Origin of the sequence: Lacisediminihabitans profunda (assembly GCF_008040105.1) — a bacterium.
Taxonomy (GTDB): Bacteria; Actinomycetota; Actinomycetes; order Actinomycetales; family Microbacteriaceae; genus Lacisediminihabitans; species Lacisediminihabitans profunda.
In genome coordinates, this window is sequence record NZ_VRMG01000010.1 from 44,128 (window position 1) to 69,257 (window position 25,130).

The following is a 25,130-nucleotide window of genomic DNA, read 5'->3' on the forward strand; positions in this document are numbered from 1 at the left end:
ATGTCGAACAGCGTGTTTTCGGAACTGATCGGATTGAGCGCGGGCGCACTCCTGCTCACCTCGGTGCTGACCGTGTGGCATCGGTCGCAGCGTGCATCGATTCGGGCACTCGCGGTGCAGGGATTTGCGCTGGCAGCGCTCGTCGCAGTCGTCGCTGTTGACCGTAAGGACGTCGAACTCGTCCCGGTGTTCCTCCTCGTCCTGGCGCTCAAGGGGCTAGTTCTGCCCTGGGTACTGGCGCGCCGTCCGGGGGTGGTTGGAACGGAACGGGTCCGGATCGACATCGAGGACGAGTCGCCTCTTCTGAACCCCGTTGCGACTCTGGTGGCGGCAGCGTTACTCGGCATGGTGGCTTACGCGGTCACCTGGCCGCTGGTTGCGTCCAGCCCAAGCGCCGCCGCGCACGCCGCGCCGGTCGGGGTGGCGATGGTTCTCATCGGCTTTCTTGTGCTGGTGACCCGTCGTCGCGCAATTTCGCAACTTGTCGGCTTCCTGGCGTTGGACAACGGCATCGCAACGGTTGCGTTCCTGATTTCTGGTGGTGTGCCGATCCTGCTCGAATTCGGGGCGTCGCTCGACGTCTTGCTCGTGACTCTGATTCTTCAGGTGTTCTCGCGACAGATGCGCGCGACGTTCGGTGACACTGATGTCGGCCGAATGAGGGAGTTGCGCGACTGATGTTCATCATTCTGTTGGTTCCCGTCGCAGTCCCACTCCTGCTTGGGGCAGTGGCGCTCGTCCGCGCGGCATCCTGGGTGCGAAGGTTCTCCGGCGTTGTCTCCAGCGTCGCGATCCTGGGCTCGGGGATCGTCGCCGTCGTTCTGGGGCAGGGGAGCGCGCCGCTGTCATCCGCCGGTATCCTGCGCGCGGACGCTCTTTCTGCCTACATGCTCGCGGTCGTCGGCGCGGTGGGACTCGTGGCAACGTGGGGCGGGCTGGCTCCCCGGGCGGATGCCCCGGTGCACACCGAGGCCGGAAGGGCCCCGCTGGGCATGTATGCGGCGCTCGTGTGCATATTCCTTTCGGCGATGTCGCTGGCGGTGCTTGCCGACAACCTCGGAGTGATGTGGGTTGCGATCGAGGCGACCACGATCGCTACCGCCTTCCTGGTCGGACACAACCGCACCCGGCGTTCGCTGGAAGCGGCATGGAAATACGTGATCCTCGCCCCGGCCGGTGTGGCAATCGCCTTCCTCGGCATCGTGCTGATCTATGCGTCCTCCACCGGCACCCCCACACCGACACTGTCGTGGCTGGCGCTGACGCAGATGAGCCTGCACCTGGACCCCGCGTTGGTGAGAGTCGGTGCCGCGTTGGCAGCGCTCGGCTTCGCGACCAAGGCCGGCCTTGCCCCGATGCACAGCTGGCTTCCCGATGCCCACAGCCAGGCCCCTGCGCCTGTTTCCGCGCTCATGTCGGGAGTGCTGTTGTCGGTGGCGCTCTACGCGATCCTGCGCATTCAGGCGGTCGCGAATGCCGTCATCGGTCCGGATTTCCTGCGCGCACTGTTGGTCGCCGGGAGCCTGCTCTCACTCGCGATCGCCGCGGCGCTGCTCTTGCGGCAGCGCGACTACAAGAGAATGCTCGCGTATTCGAGCATCGAACACATGGGTGTCATGGCACTGGGTGCTGCCGTCGGCCCGACAGCGCTTCCGGCTGTGCTGCTATACATCCTCAGCCACGGTCTGATCAAGGCGAGCCTCTTCATACTTGCCGGGAGACTGCTCACAGCCGAGGGCACACCGATCATCTCCGACGTGCGAAGCCTGCTCGCACGCAGGCCGGGCCTGGCGGTACCGTGGCTGATCGGCATCGTCGCCCTGCTGGGTTTTCCGCCGTTCGGAATCTTCTTTTCCGAGGTCGGGATCATCCTCGCCGGATGGGCCACAGGGATGGGTGTGGTCATGTCGGTGGCCTTGGCGCTCATGTTGGTCATCTTCGCTGGAATGACCCGGTTGACAGTGGGCATGATGTTCGGGTCGGCTGACCTGCCGGCCCCGCGCGTGGATTCGGTGCTCGATCGATCTCCGCACGGTCCGATAGCGCCTCTGGCTCTGGCGCTCGGAGCGTGCGCGATCATTCCCTTCCTCTCCGGCCCAATCGGCACCGTGCTATCTGATGCCGCCGTGGCGTTGAGTTGGACGCCATAGTGAGCGAGGACACCGGAAGCAACGTCCGCGCGGTTGATCGCACGGAACTCTTGCGCGAAGCATCCGCCCTCCTGGAGCGCGGCTACCGCCTTGCCCTGGTGGCGTGCCACGAAGACGACGACGTTTTTCGAATTGTGTACCTCTTTGCGGGGAGGTCCCGCGAGCAACCGATCGAGGTGGTCGTGTCTATCCCGGCTGACGACGCGTGGGTCCCCAGCCTCACCGAGGTGTCATATTCCGCGGGACAGTTCGAACGCGAGATGTTCGACCTCTACGGCGTTCTGCCACAAGGACATCCGCAGCCACACCGCCTGCTGCGGCATGCGCACTGGCCGCACTCCTGGCACCCGATGCGCCGTGATGCGAAGGTCGCTCCGGTCTTCGGTCCCGACATCGCCTCGTTCCCCTTTGTCGAGGTCGAGGGAGCCGGCGTGTACGAAATCGCGGTCGGCCCGATCCACGCTGGCATCATCGAACCAGGCCACTTCCGGTTTTCCGTCGTCGGCGAGACTATCGTCCGCATGGAGACCAGGCTGTGGTTCCTCCACCGCGGCATCGAAAAGCTCTTCGAAGGACAAACCCCCGCCGCGGCGATCACACTCGCCGAGCAGATCACCGGCGATACTTCGATCGGCCATTCGCTGGCGTTCGTGGCGGCTGTCGAGGAGGCTTCAGGGATCGACGTGCCTGCACCTGACCTGCTGGTGCGGGCGCTCCTGCTCGAACTGGAGCGGCTGTACAACCACATCACCGATCTCGGCGCGTTGGCAAACGATGCCGGATTCGGCATCGCAAACGTCCACGCGCAACGCCTGCGAGAGTCCCTCATGCGAATCAACCGAGCTGTTGCGGGTCACCGACTGCTCCGCGGTTGCCTGAGCGTGGGCGGTGCGCGGGTGCGTTCGCTCCCCGACCCTGCGGCGCTGCGCGGCATCGCGCACGCTGTCGAGGAACTCGTCGACATTACGCTCGCGCATCCGATTGTCCGGGATCGCTTCGCTGGCACCTCCGTTCTTCATGCCGAACAGGCGCTAGCGTTCGGCACGCTCGGATATGTCGCCCGTGCCTCCGGGATCGACGTCGATGCGCGACGGGACCTCCCCTTCGTCGACCTCGGCGACTCGTTTCAGGTACCCGTGGAGACGGGCGGCGACGTGCTCGCACGCTATCTCATTCGTGCGCGCGAGTTTGCTGTCTCAACGACGGTATCCATCGACCTGATTGAGAGGCTGGCGGGGTCACTCGGACGCGGCCGGACAGTCACTCCCCGGGCAGGGGGAAGTGGGAGTTCCTTCGTCGAGGGATGGCGCGGAACCATTGTGCACCGGGTAGAACTCACTGCGGCCGGCACCCTGAGCAGGGTGAAGATCGTCGACCCGTCATTCTTCAATTGGCGCGCGCTTCCGGCGGCATTAGCGGACACCATTGTTCCGGATTTCCCGTTGACCAACAAGAGTTTCAACCAGTCCTATGCAGGCAACGACCTGTGAGCTGCTGAACTGCGCCCGAAGACGGGTCGGTTCTGGTCGAGCAGCACGACGAGTGGGAAGTCGGCGAACGACGCTGCTTCTCCGAGTCCTCCATGCTGGAGCTGACGACCATGAACGACCCGCAAGCGACCATCGAGGAGGCGAACCTCATCCCCGAACTCACCGCCACTTAAACTGAAGCAACTTATCCGCACGGTGTTGAGAAACTCCACCACTCAGCGCGGCGTAACTATGCCAGAATCTCGACAAGGGGCAGAGTATGAGTTTCAACCTCAGGCAGCTTGAGTGTTTCTTCACCGTTGCCGAGACGCTTCATTATGGCAGGGCGGCCGAAAGGCTCTTCATCGCTCAGTCCAGTGTGAGCGCACACGTCACGCAGCTCGAAGTGGAGTTGGGCGAGAGACTCTTCGCGAGGACGAGTCGGCGGGTGTCGTTGACCACCTTCGGCGCTGAGTTCCTGCATGAGCTCAAACCACAGTACGACGCGCTCGTGGTCGGCTACTCGAAGTTCCAAAAGGTCGCGTCTGGCGTGCGATCGCTGAAGCTCGCCCACACGCCGGAACTCGGCCACTGGCTCTTCCCGAATCTCCTTGACCTCATCGACCAGCTTGCAGTCGAGAGGCGACCCGCATGGCGCCCGAGGCTCATGCACACCCACGATCAGATCGAGGGAATAGTGAACGGCGCGGTAGATCTGGGCTTGTGCTGGGAGGCTAGCGTGCCGAATGGTGTGGAAAACCTGGTCATCGCACGCAGCCCATTTGTGGCGGTACTACGGCAGGACGACCCGCTCGCGCAAAAAGCCAGACTGCGGTTATCCGACCTTCGAGAGCGCCACCTCCTGGTCTCGCCGCGCCCGAACAACTCGTTCCTGGATGCCAAGTTGCAGAAGGCGATGGTGCAGGCCGGCCTCACGAGCTCTGCGCTTGAGGAGGTCGCGGGCTACGACGAGATCGGGATCCATGTCCGAACCTCGAGGGCTGTGGGCGTGCATCCGGCGCCCGTCGCCTCCATCAGCCGAACGCCAGGCGTTTGTTTCCGGCTGCTCGCCGAGGACGACCTTTGGGTGAATGTCTGCGTTATCTCAGCGCCGCGGGACAACGACGAGCAGAGGGCCGAGATGATCGAGCTGCTTCGCGTGGCAGCCGAGGCCGCAACCGAGCAGAACCGCCTATCGCTCTCGGAGACCTTGAGCTGATTGATCGTATATGCCGATTGATCCCCTTCGGGGAATGGGCATTGATGTGCCTCGGGTGAACCCACATCCTTGAGCGAAGGCAAAGGAGCCCACCGTGAAGAAACGCGCCCGTCTCGCCGCTGTTCTCGAAATACAGCAGCTGGTGGCGGAATTCGCGTACCGTCTCGACATCGGTGGCGGACTCTCGGTGCACGAGCTCTTCGCTGACGATGGTGAGTACTCGATCGACGGAGAGGCCTTGACGGGACAGGCGGTCATTGCGACGGCATTCGCCGAGCGCCAGGCTCGCGGGCCCCGTGTAAGCCGCCACCTGTTCACTAACCTCCGGTTCGCGTCAGTGCGATCCGAGGAGGCCGTGCTCACGGCATCCATGGTCCTGTACGCAGCAAACGGTGTTCCGGTGCTGGACTCCCATCCGCCCCTCTTGGTCGCCGATTTCGACGCGGTAGTTCATCGCGTCGACCGCAGGTGGCGTTTTCGTCGTCTCGCCCTGGCGTCGATATTCCGCGGAAGCGGGGAACTGGTCACGCCCATTCAAGCCACCCCACGCACGAAAGGTTCGCAATGATCACACGCATCGGCTCGATCACCCTCGAGGTTCCCGATCTCGAGGCTTCCATTGATTTCTTCCAGCACAAGGTCGGCCTCGTCGAGACCGAGCGCGTCGAGCGCACGAGCTACCTTTCCGCGACGACTCGGCACCACGAGATGATCCTCGTCGAGTCCACCACGGGAACTACGGCGCTCAGGCACTTGAACCTCGAGGTCGCTGAAGGCCAACTCGAAGCCACGGTCGCGCAGGCGATCGCCGCCGGAGCCGTCGACTGCGGCGAATTGCGGCACGAGGGAATCGCGGAGGCCCACGTGCTCGAGATCCCGGGCGGTTTCGGAGTGAAGCTCTACACGGGAATGCAGGCGGTGCCAGAGCCGCCTGCGTCGGACATTGCTCGCCCCTACCAGTTCTCTCACTTCAACATCGGCGTCCCCGAGGTTGCGCCCGTGGTGGATTTCATGGTCGAGGCCTTTGGCCTGCGCCCCTCCGACTGGCTGCGAAGCAAGGAGCAGCCGTTCCTAGCGTGGCTGCACTGTCCCGTTGAGGGCGCTCCCCATCACGGTGTCGCGATCCTCGAGAGCGCCGACATCAAGCTGCACCACATCGCCTTCGACTACAGAGACGTTGCGGACCTGGTCGCGCGCGCGGACAACTACGTCGACACAGACCACTACCTGGTGTGGGGGATGGGCAGGCACGGCACTGGCGGCAGCGCCTTCGCCTATACGGAGGATCCCTCCGGGATGATGGTCGAGCTGGGCTCCGGCATGATCGTGATCGGAAAGGACCCGCGCTGGGACGGGCCCAAGGTGTGGTCAATGGACGACCCGCGTGGTGTTGACGAGTGGGGCTCGTCGATCCCTGAAAAGTGGCTCGCGAAGCGCGTCGAAGTGCGCTCACCTATCGCCCTTGCCGTGCGGCGATGATCCTCGGGCGAGGCAGTTCCCCGCGCGGGCTATTCCTCAAGCTTCCCGCCCCGCAGATCGTGGAGATGGCCGCGCTCGCCAGGTTCGACTTCGTGGTGGTCGACCTCGAGCACTCAGCCCTCACCGACGCGGACTGCATTTCTCTCCTGCGGGTGGCTCGTCTGGCGGGCATCCCTGCACTTGTTCGTCTTCCCTCCGTGGATCGTGGCGCAATAAATCGATACCTGGAAGAAGGTGCCGTAGGAATCCAACTGGCCTCAGTTACGCGGGTCGATGAAGTCGTAGCACTCCGCGCGGCGACGCGAATGGCGCCCTCGGGGAGGCGCTCGGTATCGACGACGAACGCGATGTCGTTGTTCGGCGCCCTGTCCCTTGCCGACTATGTATCGGTTGCCGCGGACTCGCCACCGATTCTCGTCGTGCAGATCGAGACTGCCCACACCGTGGATCCTGTGGCCTCGATCATTGGGGCCGGTGCCGATGTGGTGTTCATCGGTTCGGTAGACCTGACGGTTTCGCTTGATTTTGACGCGAATGAGATCCGCGAGCGCGAACGCGCGATCCGCGAGGCGGCGGTAGGGGAGGGCGCCCTGCTCGGTGGCATGGCCGGGGCAGACACCGCGTGGGACTACACGATCGTCGGCTCTGACCTGAGTGTTCTGCAGACGGCGCTCAGGAGCGTGACCCGTGTTTGAGTCCACCGACCCCAGATCTTCCCTGCCGGATTCGGCAGGAGCCACAGTCACACCGGCGGTCGACGCGACCATCGTTGAGTTCGGTGCGCGGTTACCGGATCACGAGGACGGGACCAGTCGTACGTGGAAGGGCGCGTCGCAGCGATTGACCTTCGCCTACACTCGATTTTTTCCGCCAGGCGGTACCGTGCACGTGGCCGGTGAGGCTGCGGAACACCTTGTCTTGGTGCTGGGCTCAGCAATACGAGTCGAATCCGGCGCAGAAGTGGTGGATGTTCCCGCGGGCTCGATTGTCATCGTTCCTGCAGGTGATAGTCGAATCACCACGGAGGGACCGACCCAGTTGCTCAGGGTGTTCAGCCGGCACGATGGGCTGCCGGGAAGTGCAGATATCCGGCATTACAGGCTTGAAGTCCCTCCCGAAACAGGCAGGTTCGGGAGGATCTACACAGGAGCGAACATCATGGTCAACGTGATGTACCCCACAGAGGGGCCGCGCGACACGAACCACCTCTCGCCGCATAGCCATGACTCATTCGAGCAGTGCTCTGTGACCCTCGATGGAGAATTCGTCCACCACCTGAGGTGGCCGTGGAAGGAGCGGTTAGTCGATTGGCGAGAAGACCTGCACCGCGCGGTATCGAGTCCGTCGTTGACAGTCATCCCCGCCGGCGTCATACACACCACTCGCGCCGTCGGCGACGGATCGCACCTGCTCATAGACGTGTTCAGTCCGCCACGCGAAGATTTCGCCGCAATGCCGGGCTGGGTCCTCAACGCTGCCCGTGACGACTGATCGTCCCGCGCGTTCGATCTGTCCTGCCTATCGATGGCGTTCGGAGATCGCCGATTGATGCGCCGCCGTGGGTGGGCGATCCTTCACAGATGCGGTACCCGCACAACCAAGAGTCAATGACGACTAAGGAGCAACACATGCGATTCACCCGACGTGACACTCACGCACTAGCCCTAATCCGCAGGTTGGCCGCGGTAAGCGCCACGGCAATCCTCACCGCCGTGATCATCAGTGGCTGTTCGGCCGCCACGCCTGACTCGCCCAAGAGCACGCCGGAGAACGCCAGCCTCAATGGGCAGCGCCTGGGCATCTCGGTGTGCTGTGCGGTTCCCCAGATCGACACCATCGCAAATGGCATCACCGACAACGTGAAGAAAAACCGGACCGGCCTCACTGCAACTGTGGTAAATGGCCAATCCAGCACCCAGAAGGCCAAGACCGATGTTCAGACGTTCCTGGCACAGGACTTCGACGCGATTTGGACCACCCTGATTTCGGGCCAGGGCTACGACTCGCTGGCGCGGGAGGCTGCTGACCGCGGCATCCCATGGGTGAACTTCAGCGGGTCGGCCGTGACTGGAGCGACATTGAACATCGTTATTCCGGAGGAGCAGCTCGGTTATGTTCTGGGCACGGCTACGGCCAAGTGGATGGCTGACCATGACCTCAAAGGCGCCTCGATCGGTGCGACCATCGACAGCACAGGCGCAAACGTCGCCCGCACTGAAGGATTCATCGCAGGGGTAAAGGCAACACTCCCCAAGGTCACTGTGTTCAAGGTCGGCAACGCCGCGTCCACGTCGACGGCCGGGCAGAGCATAGGCGCGAACCTGTTGCAGGCGCATCCGGATATCAAGATCTTCTTTGGTTGGACCGCCGACGATGCGGTCGGTCTTCTTTCGGCAGCCAAGCAAGCCGGATATTCGAACCCCGACGACTTCCTGGTCGTCAGCCCTGAGGCGAACGATCAGATTTTCAAGCTGATAGGAAGCAAGTCACTTCTCGGCCTCGGGGCGAGCCTCGGATACCCGTTTGGTGTGATTGCCGGCGAGAACCTGCTCGAGAAAGCGCTGCATGGCAAGACAATCCCCACGACCGCAATCATGCGCCCGACGGTCGTTACCGCCAAGAACGTGGAACTTGTACAGAAGCAGGAGGCGAACCCGTCCGACTACCCTGACCGGATTGAGAATCAGCTCGCTTTCGTTGATCAGGTGCTCAAGTTCGGCGACGCGCCGACCGAGCAGATCGAAGCAGCTAAGCCCTAGACGGAAGGGCCACGGCGCGTCCGCGGCTACTCTCGCCAGACGAAACTATAGGCAAGGAACCACACCATGACCGCTGCAGATCGCACCAAAAACATCGTCGCCATCTCGGGATCGCTGAGACGCGGCTCGCTCAATACGAACCTTCTACAGTCCCTACAAGCGCTGGCTCCCCGCTCATTCGACATACGGGTCGTCACCCTCGAGGGCATACCGATGTACTCAGAGGAGCTCGACGGCGAAAACGCGCCGGAGGAGGTGCGCGCGTTGCGGGACCAAGTGTCCGGGGCGGACGGCCTCATCCTTGCTAGCCCCGAATACAACAGGTCTATTTCAGGAGCGATGAAGAACGCTCTTGACTGGCTCTCTCGCCCGGCGCACGAGGGCGCGGCCCGGGGGAAAGACTGCCTGGCGCTCGTCGCAACCGAGAGCACCTACCACGGCATGGGAGCGTGGGTGGACCTCGCGAAGATCGTGAGACACATGAACAACCATGTGATCGAGCCGGATCTCGTCATCCATAGCGCGCACAAGGGCCTCGCCATCGATGCCGACGGGCGGATCCGAGTGCTCGACCCTTGGGCCGAATCCGCACTCCGGGTGCAGCTCGAGTCGCTCGAGCGAGCAATCGACGCGCGTGTGGCGGGCGAGATCCTGCGCTCATACGATGCATTCGCCGACGAGCTATATCGTCCACGCCGAGCGGGCATGGTGTATCCCCTTGAACTCAGTCGGATGGAATCTATAGACGATGCAACCACAGCCGCTGTGCCATCGGACTCGTCGTTCAACGGCCGCTTCGGTAAGCCCCAATGAGCGGCACAGTCGAGCCAGAGTCGGTAGTCTCCACGCGCGGGCTGAACAAGTACTTCGGGGGAGTTCGAGCTCTCGCCGACGTGAGTGTCAACATCCACGCGGGCCAAGTGCTTGCACTGGTCGGTGACAACGGCGCGGGCAAGAGTACGTTCACGCGCGTGATTTCCGGCATGGATCGACCCGATGCCGGCCAGCTGTTCTATGGGGACGAGCTCGTGCTCAAGCCGACGGCGCGGCATGCGCAGCGTTATGGCATCGAGGTAGTTCCCCAGCACCTTGCCCTCTGCGACAATCTCAGTGCGGCGATGAACGTCGTTTTGGGCGATCCTCCGCTGCGCTGGCATATCGGCAAGTTCGGCTGGATAGATCGTCATGCCGCCAGGGAACTCGCGCGCGAGAGCGTTCGTGGAGTGGGGGCGAGGCTCGATGATTACGACTCTCCAATCAGACGCATGTCGGGCGGCCAACGGCAAGCGATCGCGATTGGTCGCGCACTCCTCCGAGGGGGGCGCATGGTGATCTTCGACGAACCCACCGCAGCGCTGGGCGTGCGGCAGAGAGAGGCCACATTGGGGCTGATCCGACAGGTCGCCGACCGTGGCCTGGCAGCCGTCGTCATCTCGCACAGCATCGACGACGTCTTCTCGGTAGCCGACCGAATCGTTGCATTCCGGCTTGGTCGGGTGGTTCTCGACTCGGCGATCGAGGACACCGATAGGGATGCGGTCAAATTCGCAATGGAAGGGCTACACCGTGGACTTCAGTGAGACCAGGGCGGCGGTCGCTCTTAAGCCCGACGCCACCTCGGCAATCGATATCGAACCCCGGCGCAGCGGCCGCAGCCGCGTGGGTGCGATTCTCTTCTCGCGGAATTCTGCACTCGTCGCGCTCATCGTTCTGCTTGTCATTGTGATCTCGATCGTGAACCCGCACTACTCCACGTTGTCGAATATTGGGGTTCTCGCGCGTCAAACCGCCATCCTCGGCATTCCGGCCATCGGAATGACGCTGCTGATCGTGGCTGGCTACGTCGACCTCTCGATCGGGTCGGTGTTCTCGCTGGTGTCAGTCTCGGCAACGGTGGTTGCCTCGGGGCTCGGACTCGTTCCGGCGATCCTCTTGGCGATCGTGCTTGGTGCGCTCATCGGACTCATTAACGGGGCGCTGGTCTGGCGCATCCCCATCTCGCCGCTTATCGTCACCCTTGGTGGGCTGACCTTCTACCAGGGTGTCGTGAATGTCGCCACACAAGGCCAGGGAGTGAATAATTTCGATCCGTCGTTTCAGCTGTTGGGGGCCGGCTCTGTCATCCCAGGCATCCCCAACCCGGTGATGATCTTCGTGATCCTTGCTGGTCTGTTCGGTGCGTACCTGGCCCGCACCACGGGCGGGCTCAATATAGTAGCGATCGGGGGCAATCGCGAGTCCGCGGAGGCAGTAGGCATCCCCGTCCGGAGAGTCGTTATCGGGCTATTCGCTCTTAACGGGGCGATCATCGGATTGGCTGCCGTTCTCACTGCGAGCAACTTCGGCGGCGCGGCGCCGTCAGTCGGTGTTGGCCTCGAATTGAGCGTGCTCACCGCGGTAATTCTGGGGGGCGTGTCGTTCTCGGGTGGCGAAGGAAATGTACTCGGCACTGTGCTCGCGGTCATCCTGCTCACCGTGGTCAACAGCGGCATCGTGGCACTCAACATCGACTCCTACTATTCGGGGATGGTGAGCGGTGCCCTACTTGTCTTCGCTGTCGGACTCGACCAGTTGACGGAAGAGGGACGGAGTCGCTACCGGCGACTTCTCGCTATGCGAGCCGCATTCGCGTCGGAGACCGCGGACAAGTAGAGGGTGGAACATGCGCTTTACGGGAATGGTTGCAACCGTTACGGGCGGTGCCTCAGGGATGGGCGAGGCCACCGCACGGCGACTGGCCAGCGACGGGGCGGCCGTTGTAGTCGCTGACGTCAACGCGGAAGCCGGCGAACGAGTGGCTGCCGAGTTGGTGCGGAATGGCGGCATGGCGGTCTTCCAGTACACGGACGTCACTGAAGAGGCGTCCCTGCGCGCCATGGTTGCGCGCGCTCTCGACGAGTTCGGGGGGCTGGACTTTGCCGCAAACGTGGCCGGGATCGCTCAACAGCCGCGATCGTTCACGGACATCGACGACGCGATGTGGGACAGGATTCACGCTGTCAACGAACGCGGCTTGTACTACAGCATCGCCGTGACAGCCGCCCACATGGTCTCCGCCGGAGGGGGCGCGATCGTGAGCGTCGCCTCGATAGCCGGCCTACGGGCACTCTCCAACTTCGCCTACTACGCGGCCAGCAAGCACGCGGCGGTTGGCCTCATCCGTAGTGCTGCAAGTGAGCTCATTCACCGCAATGTACGGGTCAACGGCGTTGCGCCGGGGGCGATAGATACTCCCATGATGGCGGGGCAGACGCGCGAGACCATCGACCTGATTTCGCAGTCACAACCTCTGAAGCGGCTGGGGACGCCCGACGAGGTGGCGGCGACGATCGCCTTTCTACTGTCCGACGACGCGTCGTTTGTGGTGGGGCAGATCGTCATCGTTGATGGCGGCTGGGACATCGCGTAGAGGATTTCGATTCTCACGGAATGCTGTTCAGCGTGCCCACGCCGATGCGCACCGCGCGACTCACGCGACAGTCAGCGCCGACTCGAATCGGGCAGTGCGCATGGTCGCGGTCGCCTGGTGCGCGGCCATTCCCTCCGACGCGGAGATGACCGCGACCGCGTCGGCGAGCTGCGGTGTGGCCTCGCGGGCCACACGCTGGAAGGTCAGCGGCTTCAGGAAGCGGGACACGGACAGTCCGGCGCTGTGTTTGGCGCCGCCCGCGGTCGGCAGCACGTGGTTCGTCCCCGCCATCCCCTTGTCGGAGTAGGCGACCGTGCTCCACGGGCCGATGAACAGGGATCCGTAGTTGCGGAGGCGTTCGAAGTAGTAGTCGTCGTCGGAGGTGATCAGTTCCAGGTGCTCCGGGGCGAGGTCGTCCATCAGGGTGATCGCGACATCCGCGCTGTCCGCCACGGTGACGGATCCGAAATCGCGCCAAGCCGGGCCGGCGATGTGGGCCGTCGACAGGTGGGTGAGCTGGCGGTCCACCTCGACGAGGACGGCATCGGCGAGCGCGGGCGACGTCGTGACGAGGGCCGCCGGTGAGTTGACCCCGTGCTCGGCCTGGCCGAGCAGATCCGCGGCCACGATGTCGGCCTCGGCGGCGTCATCGGCGAGGACGGCGACCTCCGACGGCCCGGCGAGCAGATCGATCGACACGGTTCCGAAGAGCTGCCTCTTCGCTTCGGCGACGAACGCGTTGCCCGCGCCCACGAGCATGTCCACGGGCGTTCCGGTGAGCAGCCCGAACGCCATGGCCGCGAGGGCCTGGACCCCGCCGATGCAGAACACCCGGTCGACGCCCGACACGTGCGCCGCGTAGAGCACGGCATTGTTCGGCTTGCCATCCGGCCCGGGCGGGGTGCAGGCGATGACGTTGGGAACTCCCGCGGCCTTGGCCACGCCGACCGTCATGAACGCGCTCGCCGTCAGCGGGAACTGCCCGGCCGGCAGGTAGGCGCCGACCGATCCGACGGGGATATAACGCTGGCCCGTGATGATGCCGGGAACCAGTTCCACGTCGAAGTCGTGCAGGCCGCGCCGCTGTTCGCGGGCGAATGCCTGGGTGCGCGAGGCGCCCAACTCGATCGCGGCGCGAAGTTCGGGCGAGAGCGCGTCGCCGCTGTGTGCCAGGTCTTCGGCGGATACCTCGAAATCGGCGGCCTCCCAGCCGTCGAGGGAGCGGGCATAGCGGCGCACCGCCTCCAGCCCGCGTTCGCCGATGTCGGCGAGCATGGCGGACACCGTCTCGATGACCGCGGGGTTCCGCTGGGCGGCGGGCGCGGTCACCGACGGGATCTTGACGCGGGAGAAATGGCCGTCGAGGCGGGCGAGGACTGTGGTCGTCTGGAGCATTTGTGAAGTCTATGAACGGACAACCTCAGTCACAACGGGGAGAGATTCCGCCTCAGCAATAGGTTTTCACTATGGCGAGCTGGGCGCCTTCTCTGGTTCGTCGAGCATGCGCCGAGCAAACCGGATGAGCTCGGCGGTGGCGGGGGAGAGCACCGCGTTCTCCCGATGGATGAGCGCGACCGTGTCGTAGAGCGGCTCGGCGAACGGCACGAATCCGATGTTCGGCGGGCACTTGCCGCTCTCGGCCACTGCGCGGGCGACGAAGGTGTCGCCGCCCCCCGCCGACACCAGCGCCAGGGCCGACTCGACCTGTTCGACCTCGATGCGAGCTTCGAGCACGATGCCCAGAAGTTGGGCGCGTTCGGTGATCTGCCTGCGCGTGGGGTCCCGCCAGCCATAGTGGGCGTCGTAGAGGATCAGGTTGCGTTCGGACATGTCGGCGATCGTTACCGGTGATTCGAGATGGGTGGGATCCGCGCTCGCGTAGAGCACCTCGTCGCGACGCAGAGGCGTCACGCTGAGCCCCTCGCTGTCGATCGGTAGCACCACGAGTCCCGCTTCCAGCTCGCCGGTGACGACCGATCGTGCCACCTCGACGGAATTGAGTCCGACGACGCGCAGCCGCACGCCCGGATAGCTCTCGGTGAACTGGATTAGCAGTTCGGCGAGCGAGTAGTAGTTGGCGTTGCGAAGCAGCCCGAAACTGGCGACACCCGCGCTCAATGACGCGACCGCCCGCATGGCGCGATCGGCGGCATCCGCATTGGCCACGGTCTGCTCGGCCAGGGGCAGCAGCTCCTCGCCCGCCCGGGTGAGGATGAGCCGGCGTCCGCCGCGCACGAACAGGCGCATCCCGTAGGCGTCCTCGATGCGCTTCACGAACTCGGACACCGACGGCTGCGCCATGTGCAGGGCCGCCGCCGCGGCGGTGAACGACCCCAACTGGGCCGCCATCAGGAACACACGCATCTGGATCAGTGTCATAGCTGAAGCTTATGAGCGCTGGTGCTGCTCGCGGTCTGCCTTCTGGCGACGATTCAGGATGGCGAGCGCGTGAACTTCGAATACAGGTCGGGACGACGATCCACGAAGGCATCGGACAACTCGGCCAGTCTCTTGTCCCGGGACAGGGACGCGTCGATGTCGGCCCACGCGATGCCGTCTCCGGGGCCGACTGAGTCGACCACCCAGCCGTCCGCGTCGATGATGCTCGTGCCTTCGTTCCACGCGACCCCGCGCTCGGCGCCGGCGCGATCCGAGCAGACGATCGCCATACGGTTGACGCGCGCCGCCGCCATCGCGATCTGCACCTCCGGGGCCCGCTCGCCGTCCGGGCGGTCCACGTGGGGCCAATTCGTGGGAACGGCAAGGATTTCGGTGCCGGCCAGCCCTGCGATTCGCGTCCACTCCGGGAACTCGAGATCGAAGCAGATCATCACGCCCAGTCGGCCGTGGGCCGTTTCGACCAGGAGCGGTGCGTCAGAACCGGCAGTGAAGAACCGTTTCTCCTGGTCCCACAGGTGCACCTTGCGGTAGACGCCGAGCACTCCGGCGGCCGTGACGACCGCCGCGCTGTTGTACAGGGCGCCATCCGCCCCGGATTCCGCGAAGCCGGCGACGATCACGCTCCCCGGGCGGGTTGCGGCCATCGTCGCCCACTCGTGGAACAGCGGATCATCCGCCGTCAGCGCGACGGACCGCAACTCCTCCACGCTGTCAAACACGTAGCCGGATGTCGTCAGTTCCGGCAGCACGACGACGTCCGCACCGTCGGCGAGGGCGCCCGCGATCGCCGCCGCTGCCATATCGCGATTCGCCCGCACATTCGCGATCGTGGGAGAGAGTTGAACGGCGGCAATCCGGGTCATCAGATCACGATCTCCTTAGCGGCATCAACGCCGAATTCCTCCGGCGTCGAAGTCATTCTCTCGAGACTAATGGCGATGTTCGCGGTGAGCCCCTTCCGGAACGAGATCGCGACGCCGATGATCAACCAGGCGGCGACCATGTACGGGAACCAGCTGTATGGCGCCTCCAGACCGACGGCATTCTTGTAGAGGGTGTAGAGCACCAGCATCAGGGCCAGGATCGGCACGACGATCTGCCATTTTGACGTGGTGCCGGTCTTTCCGAAGAACAGGAACCGGACGGCCCCCACCGTGGCGAGTACGTAAGCGACGAGCAGGGCGATGGTGCCGATGGTGAGAGCCCAGAACGTGGCGTCCAGCACCGCCGCGCCGGTCAGTCGTTCGATGACGATGACGATGAGGGCGAGAACGGCCACGACGGACAGTGCGGCGGTGGGCGAGCCATTGGCGCTCACCCGGGCGAGGCGGCTGGTGCTGCCGGTGTCGCGGGCGAGGGCGAACAGTACCCGCGAGGCTCCGGAAAGGGTGCCGACGAAGATGGCGAACAGGCTGATGGTCGCGGCCACCGTGAGGATGTCGGCGAGCCAGGTGCCGACGTAGGCTCCGGCCAACTCGCCGTATGGTGCGCTGGAGCCGCCGAACTTCTTCACCCCGGCGGCGTCGAGACCGTAGCCGAGGGACTGGGCGATGATCGACAGCAGATAGAACGCGCCGACGACGATGATCGCGATCTTCAGAGCGCGGGGGATGTCCCGTTTCGGGTTGGAGGTCTCCTCACCGAGGGTCGCGGCTCCTTCGAAACCGGCGAACGCGAGGAATCCGAATACGGCGGCCGCCGCGATGATGCCGATGTCGGTTCCGGCGGGCAGTTCGAGGAACTTCCAGGAGAAGGTCTGCCCTCCGGGGGCGGTTCCGGTGCCGACTCGCACGAGGATCACGAGGTCGAGGATCACGACGAACACCGCGCCGATCAGCTCGGCGTAGAGCAGGATGCGGGTGATCACGTGCACCTCCCGGCGACCGAGCACCACCACCAGGGCCAGCGCGACGATGGTGACCCAGACCCAGTCCGGGTCGAAGCTCATCCCGAAGGCCTTCAGCAACTGGGTGACGAAGAGGCCGATCTCGATTCCGGAACCCGCCCCGATCGTGACGTAGCCGAGAAAGAGCGCCCAACCGGCCAGGAATCCGGCCCGCGGGCCGAGGGTCAGCCCGACCGTCGCGTACACCGAGCCGGTATGCGAGATGTGCCTCGAGAGTTTTACGAAGCCGTAGGCGACCAGGGCGACGGCGACCAGGGCGAAGATGAAGGCCCAGGTCGCGCCGCCGCCGAGGATGCTCGCGGCGCCGGCGCCCAACAGGGCCATCACGCCGACCGGGCCGATCAGGCCGACGGAGAAGGCGGCGGCGTCGGCCACCTTCAGCTCTCGCTTCAGGGTTCCTTGGGTGGGTGTGACGTGCGGGATGGCCATTCGAACTCCTCTGGGCTGGGTCGTCTTCACGATAGAGACCCGCCCCACCTCGAACAAGAGCGAGTATTCCGCGTTGCCCTATCGGCTTTACCTATACTTAGCCCCCGACTCGCGCCCGTGGGAAGACCGGCGCGAGGCGGACTGCGCGCTGAGCGCCCACCGCAGGAGCGACGGCTGAGCAGCCGCTACGCGTGGATGTCGCGAGTGGCAGTCGCGTGCAGCGTGCCGAGCAACGCGAGAGCGTCGGCGCTCGAGCTGCCGATCGCGGGAGTGCCGACGAGCAGCTGCTGCCCCGGGGCATCCCGAACTTCGAACGTCTGGTAGGTCAGTTCTATGCGGCCGACCGAGGGGTGCACGAAGACCTTGTACGCCCGGGCGAGACCGGTGACCGTCTGGTCGTTCCACAGCGTGCGGAACGCGTCGACGGGCAGCAGTTCGTCGAGTAGCGCCATGATGGCGGGATTGTTGGGGTCGTACCCCGCGTTCAGGCGCAGGGCGTGCACGGTCGCCCGCGTCACGGAGTCCCACTCGATGAAGACGGACTTCGCGTCGGGGTGCAGGAACAGCACGCGCACCATGTTGAGAGGGCCGTCGGCGCCGGGTTGCGCGAACGGCGCCAACAAGGCGGCGGCGGCGGAGTTGGTCGCCAGGATGTCGAACGACGGCCCGAGCACGTACGCGGCAGCGGCGGGGAAGGAATCGAGCAGCGTCAGTAGCGCGGGGTCGACGAGGTCGCGCGAGCTTCCGGCCCGCAAACTCGGGTTCATTCCGGCGAGGCGGTAGAGGTGCCCCCGTGAATCCCTATCGAGCCGCAATGCGCGCGCGATTGCATCGAGAACCTGCGACGAAGGACTGCGCTCGCGGCCCTGCTCGAGCCGCGCGTAGTAGTCAGCGCTGACCCCGGCCAGCACGGCCACCTCTTCACGACGGAGGCCGGCGACCCGGCGGGTTCCGCGCCCACCCGCGAGGCCGGCTTCTTCCGGGTCGAGGTTGCCGCGGCTCGCTCGCAGGAATTCGCCCAATGCATTGCCAGTGAGAGTGTGCACTATGCCAACCTAGTCGCGAGGTCTCGCGGTTCCCTAGGTGCGGTGCACCTAGGGAACCGCGGCCTCCTGCGCCCCGGGTAGTTGGGGCAATCTGAGGTGACAGCCGCAAACAGAGAGCCGACCCATGCCCTTCGCCGACGAACTCATCGGACCCCACACGGCCAACGCCCTGGTGCGGGCGATCCATGTCGCGGCGCCGACCGCAGCGCTGACCAGCCTGCAATCGGCGTCGACGAGTCTGGCGCCCCTCTCTCTGCGCGAACGAAGCGACCTGCTCAGAGACGCCCTTCTTCTTGACCTGCCCGGCGACTATGGATCGTTCGTCGCGACGATCCGGCGGGCCCAGCACGGTGGTCCGATGTTCGGCGGCTGGTTGATCTGGCCTGTCACGGGAGCTGTGGCCACTAAGGCCATCGGGGAGAACACCGGCGCAGCCTTCGACGACGCCCTGCAACTGCTTGCCGAACTCACCTCGCGGCTCACCTCCGAGTTTGCGATCCGCAGCCTGCTCGACCACGACCTCGATCGGGCGCTCTCCGTGATCCAGACCTGGACCGCATCTCCCGACGTCGATATCCGACGCCTCGCCTCCGAGGGCACCCGTGCCTTCCTGCCGTGGTCGACACGGGTGCAAGGGCTCCTGACCCACCCGCGGGCGACACTGCCGATCATCACCGCGCTCTACCGCGACCCCAGCGAATACGTGCGGCGTTCGGTCGCCAACCATCTCAACGACCTCAGCCGTCAGCAACCGGCGATCGTCGTCGAGACGGCGCGGGCCTGGCTCGCGCACCCCGACGAGAACACCGCGCGACTGGTCGCCCGCGGGCTGCGGACACTGATCAAGCGCGGCGACCCCGACGCCCTGTCGCTGCTCGGGTTCGCTCCGGCAGTGTCGATCGCCGTCGACGGCCCCGTTCTGGATGCCGCGGCTGTATCCTTCGGCGGAACCGCGCGTTTCGCCGTCGGCGTGACCAACAACGGTGACGTGCCGGCCCGCCTGGCCATCGACTACATCGTGCACCACAGGAAGGCCAACGGCACACAGACCGGCAAGACGTTCAAGCTGACCACCGCGACGCTTGCACCGGGCGATCGCCTCGATCGCACGCGTAGCCACTCATTCCGCGCGATCACGACTCGCCGCTACTATCCCGGACCGCACGCCATCGAACTGCAGGTGAACGGCATCGTGATGGGACGAGCGGAGTTCGAGCTCCTGCCTGAGGCGTGACCGCCGACAGGGTGCGGCGCACCTAGGTTCCTCCGGCCTTCTTCCCTCGGTGCACCGCACCGAGACTGGAAACCAGACCCTGCATGACTGACAGAGAGAGCTGCCCCATCATGACCGAGATCCTCGAAGTGACCACCCTCCGCCCGGCCGCCGGCCGCACTGCCGCCGACTTCGTCACGGCCAACGCCGACATCGACGAATACCTGGCGCGCCAGCCCGGCTTCGAATGGCGCCGGATCCTCGAAACCGGCGACGGCACCATCATCGACATCGTCGCGTACGACAGCATGGAACACGCCCGCGCCGGTGCCGCCGGCATCAGCGGCGAAATGGCCGGCTCGCCCGTGCACGCCACCATCGACCACTCCAGCGTCGACTGGAACCTGACGACCGTGCTGCACCGCGTCGATGGCAACTGAGATCGCCCACCGCGTACCGCCCAATCGCGGGCGACTCCCGCGCAACCCCACACCTCAACGAGACCTCATGACCACGACCACGCCCCACGACGGCGGAGCCGTTCTCATCACCGGCGCGAGCAGCGGTATCGGCGAAGCGACCGCGAGGCACCTCGCGTCGCTCGGCTACCCGGTCGTGCTCGGCGCCCGGCGTACCGACAAGCTCGCCGCCGTGGTCGACGGGATCAGGACGGCCGGAGGTCGTGCCGACTGCGCCGAACTCGACGTGACCGATCTGGCCAGCGTGCAGGCCTTCGCCGAGACAGCGCTGGCGCTGCACAGCCGTATCGACGTGCTCGTCAACAACGCCGGCGTTATGCCGCTGTCGCAGCTTAACGCTCTGCGCATCGACGAGTGGAACCAGATGATCGACGTGAACCTACGCGGTACGCTGCACGGCCTCGCCGTGGTGCTGCCGCTGATGGAGGCGCAGGGACACGGTCACATCGTCAACGTCGCGTCCGTTTCGGGTCACCGGGTCGACCCGACGGCAGCGGTCTACAGTGCGACGAAGTTCGCCGTGCGCGCGCTCTCGGAGGGACTGCGCCAGGAGAGCACCGTAGTGCGTGTCACGGTGATCAGTCCCGGCCTCACGGTCAGCGAACTCGCCGACCGTGGCGGCGACGAAGCCAGCCAAGCCGCCGCGCAGGCCGCGACCCGGCAACTGGGGTTGCCGGCATCTGCTGTCGCTGAAGCCATCGGCTACGCGGTCGCCCAGCCCAGGTCGGTAGATGTCAACGAGATCGTCATCCGGCCGACGCTGCAAGGGTGATTGTCTGATGGCTGGCGCGGCCGCTGGGGCCGGGCGCGGGCGGCTGGACCTCCCGTGTGACCGGGCTCAAGCAGGGGGCCGGGGAGACGAATTGCGGAGGTCTTGCGCATTGAGCCATTCTGCGAAGGTGGCGATCCCTGTTTGCGCGGTGCTGTCCGGGAGCAGCGCTCCGGTGCGCATTGCGGTGCCCATGACGCCAGGCAGCGGGATGGAGACGATCGTCCCGGGGAGTCCTGCCGCGTCAGCGTACGCACGGGCGAGTTCGATGAGGTGTTCTGCCTGCGGGCCGGCGAGGTCCCGGGAGCGGCCGACGGCGGAGCCTTCTGCAAGCTCGATCAGGCGGTTGGCGACTTCTCTGGCTGCGATGGGCTGAGTGCGCATCACGGGAATGACACGAATCGGACCCAGCTTCGCCCGCCGACCTCGCGCCGTTGACGGCACCGATCCTCGCCGCCGCAGCACAGGTTGCTGGACTGCCCGACGGGGTGCTCAACATCGTGTACGGGTCTGGACCTGTCGTGGGGGAGGCCATGTCCGCCCATCCCGGCATCGACATGATCTCCTTCACCGGCTCCACCGCTGCAGGCAAACGCATCTCCGTTGCAGCGTCGGCCACGGTGAAACGCGTCGGGCTGGAACTCGGAGGCAAGACCGCGAATATCGTGCTTGAGGGCGCAGACATCGACGCCGCCGTCGATGCAACGCTGATGAACATCTTCAGCAACAGCGGCCAGGCCTGCGGAGCATGGGCGAGACTTCTCGTCCCGGCGGCCCTGCACGACGAGATCGTCGGCAAGCTCGTCGCCGGAGCCGCCGCCTATGCGGTAGGCGATCCGAATGCGGAAACGACCCGGGTAGGACCGGTCGCTTCGGAGGCTCAGTGGGAACGCGTCAACGGATACATCGAGCGAGGGATCGCCGAAGGAGCGACCGTCGCTATCGGCGGACCCGGGCGAATTCCGGGATTCGAAAACGGAGCGTTCATACGCCCGACCATCTTCACCAACGTCGACCCTGGCGCCACAATTGCGCAAGAGGAGATTTTCGGGCCCGTATTGACGGTCATCGCGTATGCTCGCGAAGAAGACGCCATCGCGATCGCCGACGGCACCGTCTACGGCCTGACCGCGTCCATCTACGGTGAGCACCAGCACGCCCTCGCCATCGCAAAGCGCTTGCACGTGGGTCAGGTCTACATCAACGGGGCCGACTTCAACCCCCTCGCCCCCTTCGGCGGCTATAAGCAGTCGGGAAACGGCCGCGAGATGGGCCATGCCGGCCTCGAAGAATTCACCGAGGTCAAAGCGATCCAGCTCTAGAAGCTCATTTCGCGAGAGGTATCCGTTCGCGGCGGGAGACGGGGAAAGTGGGTGGGCCGAGGACAGCGGATAAGATCCGTCGGTCAGGGCTTCAAGTCCCCCCCGCCCCACCGAGAAGCCCATCCGCTGGCCCCTGCACCCCGCGACATCCGTGAGTGGGCAATAGTGGCGCCACTGCTGCGCATTTGGCGCCACTTTTGCCCACTCGGTGCGCAACGCGGTCCAGAACGCTGGGCGGCAATGCACGCGCCGCTTCGCCTTCCGTGGCCTGGAGCGGTGAGCCAATGTCACCGGAGAGCCCGCTAGCGGTACGGTTGGCACCATGCGAGCCGGCACCGGAGTCGAGCGTGGGGAGTCGAACGCGCTGCCGCGCTCGGCGCAAGAATCAACGAGGAACCTTGCGATCGACCGCTTCAGGGGCGTGCTCGTGATCCTGATGGTGGGCGGCGACTATCTCAGCGGCGTTCAGATCGTTCCCGCGTTCCTCAAGCACGCCCCCGACATCGGCTTCACCGTGGCGGACACGGTCGCCTCAGCCTTCGTGTTCGTCGTCGGTTTGAACTATGGCCCCTCCTTCACGCGGCGGGCCCGGGACGGCACCGCGGCCGCCTATCGGCATTTCATCGTCAGGTATCTCGCCCTGATCGGCATCGGCGCCCTCATCGCGGGCGGGACGACGGCATCCGGTGTGCCCACCGACTGGGGAGTGCTTCAGGCTCTCGGGGTGGCCGGCCTGATCTGCCTGGCGGTGGTCCGGCTTCCGACCTGGGCGCGCTTCGTCATCGGAGTGCTGCTGCTCATCGCCTACCAGTACGTGCTCGGTGTGTCGATGCTCGCGACCGTCCTGCACAGCGTGCACGGGGGTCTGTTCGGCGCGCTGTCCTGGGCGGCGCTACTGGTGCTGTCCACGGCGGTGGCGGATGTCTGGCGCAGCGGGCGCGCCCCCTACGCCGTCTGCTGCGCCGCGCTGGCCGTCGCGGCGACACTCTCCGCGCTGATCGTGCCGGTGAGCAAGAATCGGGTGTCGCTGAGCTTCGTCTTGATCACCCTGGCGATCAGTGCCATCGTCTTCCTGGCGTTCGAGTTCGGCGCCCGATTCGCCTCGGCGGCCACCGGACTCTTCTGCTGGTGGGGCGAGAACTCGCTCGCGCTCTACTTCCTGCATCTGGTGATTCTCTCCCTCGTCGTGGTGCCGCCCGTGGCGTGGTGGTACACGGCGGCACCCGGCTGGCTCGCCGCGCTGCAACTGATCGTCATCCTCACCGTGCTGTCCGCGGTGGCCTGGTGGCTGCACCGGCGCAGTCTGCGGCTCGGGCTGTAGTCGCCGCGACACGCGGACTGACTTGTCGACGGCCAATTCGGGTCGACTGGGGTGTGGGCGGCGCTAGGTTTGGCTCGACATATTGGGTGTCATCGGCGGGGCGCATCAGGCACCCGCCGGACAGATCTGAAAGGCAAAGATGCCAGAAGAAAAGCCCGAAGGCAGAACCCTTGGTGACAGCGAACACCTTGAGGCCCTCGGTTACCAGGATTCCTTCCACCGGTCGATGAGTCTGTGGGGCAACTTCGCCCTCGGCTTCACCTACCTCTCGCCCCTCGTCGGGGTCTACTCGCTCTTCGCACTCGCGCTCAGTGCCGGCGGCCCGCCGTCGATCTTCTGGCTCGTGATCGTGGGTTCCGGCCAGCTGCTCGTGTCCCTCGTGTTCGGCGAGGTCGTGTCGCAGTATCCGATCCACGGCGGCATCTATCCCTGGACGCGCCGGCTCTGGGGTCGGCGTTACGCCTGGATGGCCGCGTGGATCTACATCTGGGCCATGATCGTGTCGATCACCGCGATCGCGGAATTCGGCAGCGGATTCTTTGCCAGCCTGTTCGGCTTCGTCCTGACCAAGGAGATCACCCTCCTGCTCTCTCTCGTGTTGCTCCTCGTCGCGCTCGGGCTCAACTTCACTGGAACGAAGACTCTCGCCCGGGTCGCCAAGATCGGGCTTGCGGCTGAACTCGTCGGCGTGATCGGTGTCGGGCTCTACCTGCTGATCTTCCAGCGGCACCAGGGCTTCGAGGTGTTCTTCAACAGCATGGGCGTGGAGGGGAAGGGCAGCTACTTCGGCGCCTTCCTCGGCGCAGCGCTCGCCGGACTGTTCCTGTTCTACGGCTTCGAGGCCTGCGGGGATGTCGCGGAGGAGGTCGAGAACCCGGCACGGCAGATACCGAAGGCCATGATCATGACGATCCTCGTCGGCGGAGTCTCCGCGCTGTTCGCGTTCGGCGGCTACGTGCTCGCCGCGCCAGACCTCGCGTCGATCGTCAGCGGCAAGGACCCGGATCCGATCCCGCACATCCTCGCATCGAGTCTCGGTTCGGTGGGGGAGAAGATCTTCCTGGTGGTGGCACTCACCGCCTTCCTGTCCTGCGTGCTGAGCCTGCAGGCCGCGGCGAGCCGGCTGCTGTTCTCCTTCGGACGCGACGGGATGGTCCCCGGCCACCGCTGGCTGGCGAGGGTCTCGCCCAAGAGCAAGGTGCCGATCAACGCACTCATCGTGGCGTGTGGCATCCCGGTGCTCATCTGCCTGCTCATCTACGTCGGCCCGGATGGGCTGCTCAACCAGGTCACCGCGTTCGCGGTCATCGGTATCTACGTGGCATTCCAGGCCGTGGTTCTCGCCTCCCTCCGGCAGCGGCTCAAGGGCTGGCGGCCGGCCGGGCCGTTCAACCTCGGTCGCGTCGGCTTCGCGGTGAACGTCGCGGCGCTGCTGTACGGGATCGCCGCGATGCTGCTGCTGGCCTGGCCCGGCCGCAGCGGAGTGATTCTCAACGACTGGATCGTGCTGATCGGACTGGGCGTCGTCGTCGGCACCGGCCTGCTCTACCTTTTCCTGGCACGGCCCGACCGCCACTCCGACGCCCCCCAGGGCGACGCCGTGCAGGTCGCCGAGATGCTGCGAGGCCTCTCGAAGTAGAGCGCAACGGCGGACGCCACTCTGCCTCACGGAGGGAGTCGTGTCACGCCTGGGCGGGAAAATGTGCTCGCGGAGGGAGTCGGACTCCCTCCGCGAGACCGTTTCCCCCGCCACCGGCGAG

24 protein-coding genes and 2 pseudogenes are annotated in these 25,130 nt (G+C 65.2%); 20 read left to right on the forward strand and 6 right to left on the reverse strand.

The annotated features are described in order from the left end of the window. The 14 genes and pseudogenes from FVP33_RS15515 (at nucleotide 1) to FVP33_RS15575 (ending at nucleotide 12,485) form a co-directional block, all read left to right on the forward strand. Nucleotides 1-678: a hypothetical protein gene (locus FVP33_RS15515; protein ID WP_147784599.1), complete on the forward strand. Its 678-nt coding sequence runs from the start codon at nucleotides 1-3 to the stop codon at nucleotides 676-678. After that, nucleotides 678-2,150, forward strand: a complete 1,473-nt coding sequence (locus FVP33_RS15520) for a proton-conducting transporter transmembrane domain-containing protein (RefSeq protein ID WP_147784600.1) — start codon at nucleotides 678-680, stop codon at nucleotides 2,148-2,150. The genes FVP33_RS15515 and FVP33_RS15520 overlap by 1 nt, the downstream gene beginning before the upstream one ends. Then, on the forward strand, nucleotides 2,150-3,640 hold the full coding sequence (locus tag FVP33_RS15525; protein ID WP_222706760.1) for a hydrogenase large subunit: 1,491 nt from the start codon (nucleotides 2,150-2,152) through the stop codon (nucleotides 3,638-3,640). Before FVP33_RS15520 ends, FVP33_RS15525 begins: the two co-directional genes overlap by 1 nt. A gap of 23 nt (nucleotides 3,641-3,663) precedes the next feature. Next, a pseudogene (locus FVP33_RS20240) lies at nucleotides 3,664-3,813 on the forward strand (IS256 family transposase); the annotation flags it as partial. 86 nt (nucleotides 3,814-3,899) lie between these two features. Next, the gene (locus FVP33_RS15530) at nucleotides 3,900-4,838 is read left to right on the forward strand and encodes a LysR family transcriptional regulator (RefSeq protein WP_147784601.1); all 939 of its coding nucleotides are present in this window, start codon (nucleotides 3,900-3,902) and stop codon (nucleotides 4,836-4,838) included. A gap of 94 nt (nucleotides 4,839-4,932) precedes the next feature. Further along, nucleotides 4,933-5,406 (forward strand): nuclear transport factor 2 family protein, encoded by a 474-nt coding sequence (locus tag FVP33_RS15535; protein WP_147784602.1) that lies wholly within the window; start codon nucleotides 4,933-4,935, stop codon nucleotides 5,404-5,406. Beyond that, nucleotides 5,403-6,317: a VOC family protein gene (locus tag FVP33_RS15540; RefSeq protein ID WP_147784603.1), complete on the forward strand. Its 915-nt coding sequence runs from the start codon at nucleotides 5,403-5,405 to the stop codon at nucleotides 6,315-6,317. Before FVP33_RS15535 ends, FVP33_RS15540 begins: the two co-directional genes overlap by 4 nt. Beyond that, nucleotides 6,314-7,012 carry an aldolase/citrate lyase family protein gene (locus FVP33_RS15545; protein ID WP_147784604.1) on the forward strand — a complete coding sequence of 233 codons (699 nt, stop codon included), beginning with the start codon at nucleotides 6,314-6,316 and terminating at the stop codon, nucleotides 7,010-7,012. Before FVP33_RS15540 ends, FVP33_RS15545 begins: the two co-directional genes overlap by 4 nt. Then, nucleotides 7,005-7,808 (forward strand): cupin domain-containing protein, encoded by an 804-nt coding sequence (locus FVP33_RS15550; RefSeq protein ID WP_147784605.1) that lies wholly within the window; start codon nucleotides 7,005-7,007, stop codon nucleotides 7,806-7,808. The genes FVP33_RS15545 and FVP33_RS15550 overlap by 8 nt, the downstream gene beginning before the upstream one ends. A 137-nt stretch (nucleotides 7,809-7,945) precedes the next feature. Further along, the gene (locus FVP33_RS15555; RefSeq protein ID WP_187270754.1) at nucleotides 7,946-9,076 is read left to right on the forward strand and encodes a sugar ABC transporter substrate-binding protein; all 1,131 of its coding nucleotides are present in this window, start codon (nucleotides 7,946-7,948) and stop codon (nucleotides 9,074-9,076) included. A 66-nt stretch (nucleotides 9,077-9,142) separates the two neighbouring features. Continuing rightward, nucleotides 9,143-9,889: an NADPH-dependent FMN reductase gene (locus FVP33_RS15560; RefSeq protein ID WP_147784607.1), complete on the forward strand. Its 747-nt coding sequence runs from the start codon at nucleotides 9,143-9,145 to the stop codon at nucleotides 9,887-9,889. Next, nucleotides 9,886-10,656, forward strand: coding sequence for an ATP-binding cassette domain-containing protein (locus FVP33_RS15565; RefSeq protein ID WP_147784608.1), 771 nt, complete (start codon nucleotides 9,886-9,888; stop codon nucleotides 10,654-10,656). The genes FVP33_RS15560 and FVP33_RS15565 overlap by 4 nt, the downstream gene beginning before the upstream one ends. After that, on the forward strand, nucleotides 10,643-11,728 hold the full coding sequence (locus FVP33_RS15570; protein ID WP_187270755.1) for an ABC transporter permease: 1,086 nt from the start codon (nucleotides 10,643-10,645) through the stop codon (nucleotides 11,726-11,728). The genes FVP33_RS15565 and FVP33_RS15570 overlap by 14 nt, the downstream gene beginning before the upstream one ends. 25 nt (nucleotides 11,729-11,753) lie before the next feature. Beyond that, on the forward strand, nucleotides 11,754-12,485 hold the full coding sequence (locus FVP33_RS15575; protein WP_187270756.1) for an SDR family NAD(P)-dependent oxidoreductase: 732 nt from the start codon (nucleotides 11,754-11,756) through the stop codon (nucleotides 12,483-12,485). Between the two features lie 60 nt (nucleotides 12,486-12,545). On the opposite strand, the gene hisD is transcribed toward FVP33_RS15575, so the two are convergent. The 5 genes from hisD to FVP33_RS15600 form a co-directional block, all read right to left on the reverse strand. Next, complete coding sequence (hisD, locus tag FVP33_RS15580) at nucleotides 12,546-13,880, reverse strand: histidinol dehydrogenase (protein ID WP_147784611.1); 1,335 nt, start codon at nucleotides 13,878-13,880, stop codon at nucleotides 12,546-12,548. A gap of 69 nt (nucleotides 13,881-13,949) precedes the next feature. Beyond that, on the reverse strand, nucleotides 13,950-14,864 hold the full coding sequence (locus tag FVP33_RS15585; protein ID WP_147784612.1) for a LysR family transcriptional regulator: 915 nt from the start codon (nucleotides 14,862-14,864) through the stop codon (nucleotides 13,950-13,952). 53 nt (nucleotides 14,865-14,917) lie between these two features. Further along, entirely contained in the window at nucleotides 14,918-15,748 is an 831-nt protein-coding gene (locus FVP33_RS15590) for a nitrilase-related carbon-nitrogen hydrolase (protein WP_147784613.1), read from the reverse strand. Then, a complete protein-coding gene (locus tag FVP33_RS15595; protein WP_147784614.1) occupies nucleotides 15,748-17,220 on the reverse strand; it encodes an APC family permease in 1,473 nt (490 codons plus the stop codon). The genes FVP33_RS15590 and FVP33_RS15595 overlap by 1 nt, the downstream gene beginning before the upstream one ends. A gap of 185 nt (nucleotides 17,221-17,405) precedes the next feature. Further along, complete coding sequence (locus FVP33_RS15600) at nucleotides 17,406-18,266, reverse strand: helix-turn-helix transcriptional regulator (RefSeq protein WP_147784615.1); 861 nt, start codon at nucleotides 18,264-18,266, stop codon at nucleotides 17,406-17,408. 124 nt (nucleotides 18,267-18,390) lie between these two features. On the opposite strand from FVP33_RS15600, the gene FVP33_RS15605 reads away from it, so the two are divergent. From FVP33_RS15605 to FVP33_RS15615, 3 genes are all read left to right on the forward strand, one after another. Further along, complete coding sequence (locus tag FVP33_RS15605) at nucleotides 18,391-19,500, forward strand: DNA alkylation repair protein (RefSeq protein ID WP_147784616.1); 1,110 nt, start codon at nucleotides 18,391-18,393, stop codon at nucleotides 19,498-19,500. A gap of 110 nt (nucleotides 19,501-19,610) precedes the next feature. Further along, nucleotides 19,611-19,919, forward strand: a complete 309-nt coding sequence (locus FVP33_RS15610; RefSeq protein WP_147784617.1) for a hypothetical protein — start codon at nucleotides 19,611-19,613, stop codon at nucleotides 19,917-19,919. A 67-nt stretch (nucleotides 19,920-19,986) separates the two neighbouring features. Continuing rightward, nucleotides 19,987-20,730 carry an SDR family oxidoreductase gene (locus FVP33_RS15615; RefSeq protein ID WP_147784618.1) on the forward strand — a complete coding sequence of 248 codons (744 nt, stop codon included), beginning with the start codon at nucleotides 19,987-19,989 and terminating at the stop codon, nucleotides 20,728-20,730. Between the two features lie 66 nt (nucleotides 20,731-20,796). Here FVP33_RS15615 and FVP33_RS15620 read toward each other — a convergent pair whose 3' ends face one another. Next, a complete protein-coding gene (locus FVP33_RS15620) occupies nucleotides 20,797-21,111 on the reverse strand; it encodes an SDR family oxidoreductase (RefSeq protein WP_187270757.1) in 315 nt (104 codons plus the stop codon). Between the two features lie 44 nt (nucleotides 21,112-21,155). Here FVP33_RS15620 and FVP33_RS15625 point away from each other — a divergent pair. From FVP33_RS15625 to FVP33_RS15635, 3 genes and pseudogenes are all read left to right on the forward strand, one after another. Beyond that, a pseudogene (locus tag FVP33_RS15625) lies at nucleotides 21,156-22,049 on the forward strand (aldehyde dehydrogenase family protein); the annotation flags it as partial. A 322-nt stretch (nucleotides 22,050-22,371) separates the two neighbouring features. After that, a complete protein-coding gene (locus FVP33_RS15630) occupies nucleotides 22,372-23,370 on the forward strand; it encodes a heparan-alpha-glucosaminide N-acetyltransferase domain-containing protein (RefSeq protein WP_147784621.1) in 999 nt (332 codons plus the stop codon). A 139-nt stretch (nucleotides 23,371-23,509) separates the two neighbouring features. Further along, nucleotides 23,510-25,009 carry an APC family permease gene (locus FVP33_RS15635; RefSeq protein ID WP_147784622.1) on the forward strand — a complete coding sequence of 500 codons (1,500 nt, stop codon included), beginning with the start codon at nucleotides 23,510-23,512 and terminating at the stop codon, nucleotides 25,007-25,009. Nucleotides 25,010-25,130: the final 121 nt, after the last annotated feature.

Coding starts and splice junctions, on each gene's coding strand:
- FVP33_RS15565 (WP_147784608.1), top strand. CDS start 9,886: ATGAGCGGCACAGTCGAGCCAGAGTCGGTAGTCTCCACGCGCGGGCTG.
- FVP33_RS15605 (WP_147784616.1), top strand. CDS start 18,391: ATGCCCTTCGCCGACGAACTCATCGGACCCCACACGGCCAACGCCCTG.
- FVP33_RS15585 (WP_147784612.1), bottom strand. CDS start 14,864: ATGACACTGATCCAGATGCGTGTGTTCCTGATGGCGGCCCAGTTGGGG.
- FVP33_RS15545 (WP_147784604.1), top strand. CDS start 6,314: ATGATCCTCGGGCGAGGCAGTTCCCCGCGCGGGCTATTCCTCAAGCTT.
- FVP33_RS15555 (WP_187270754.1), top strand. CDS start 7,946: ATGCGATTCACCCGACGTGACACTCACGCACTAGCCCTAATCCGCAGG.
- FVP33_RS15575 (WP_187270756.1), top strand. CDS start 11,754: ATGGTTGCAACCGTTACGGGCGGTGCCTCAGGGATGGGCGAGGCCACC.
- FVP33_RS15615 (WP_147784618.1), top strand. CDS start 19,987: ATGACCACGACCACGCCCCACGACGGCGGAGCCGTTCTCATCACCGGC.
- FVP33_RS15620 (WP_187270757.1), bottom strand. CDS start 21,111: ATGCGCACTCAGCCCATCGCAGCCAGAGAAGTCGCCAACCGCCTGATC.
- FVP33_RS15610 (WP_147784617.1), top strand. CDS start 19,611: ATGACCGAGATCCTCGAAGTGACCACCCTCCGCCCGGCCGCCGGCCGC.
- FVP33_RS15635 (WP_147784622.1), top strand. CDS start 23,510: ATGCCAGAAGAAAAGCCCGAAGGCAGAACCCTTGGTGACAGCGAACAC.
- FVP33_RS15590 (WP_147784613.1), bottom strand. CDS start 15,748: ATGACCCGGATTGCCGCCGTTCAACTCTCTCCCACGATCGCGAATGTG.
- FVP33_RS15540 (WP_147784603.1), top strand. CDS start 5,403: ATGATCACACGCATCGGCTCGATCACCCTCGAGGTTCCCGATCTCGAG.
- FVP33_RS15515 (WP_147784599.1), top strand. CDS start 1: ATGTCGAACAGCGTGTTTTCGGAACTGATCGGATTGAGCGCGGGCGCA.
- hisD (WP_147784611.1), bottom strand. CDS start 13,880: ATGCTCCAGACGACCACAGTCCTCGCCCGCCTCGACGGCCATTTCTCC.
- FVP33_RS15560 (WP_147784607.1), top strand. CDS start 9,143: ATGACCGCTGCAGATCGCACCAAAAACATCGTCGCCATCTCGGGATCG.
- FVP33_RS15520 (WP_147784600.1), top strand. CDS start 678: ATGTTCATCATTCTGTTGGTTCCCGTCGCAGTCCCACTCCTGCTTGGG.
- FVP33_RS15530 (WP_147784601.1), top strand. CDS start 3,900: ATGAGTTTCAACCTCAGGCAGCTTGAGTGTTTCTTCACCGTTGCCGAG.
- FVP33_RS15595 (WP_147784614.1), bottom strand. CDS start 17,220: ATGGCCATCCCGCACGTCACACCCACCCAAGGAACCCTGAAGCGAGAG.
- FVP33_RS15630 (WP_147784621.1), top strand. CDS start 22,372: ATGCGAGCCGGCACCGGAGTCGAGCGTGGGGAGTCGAACGCGCTGCCG.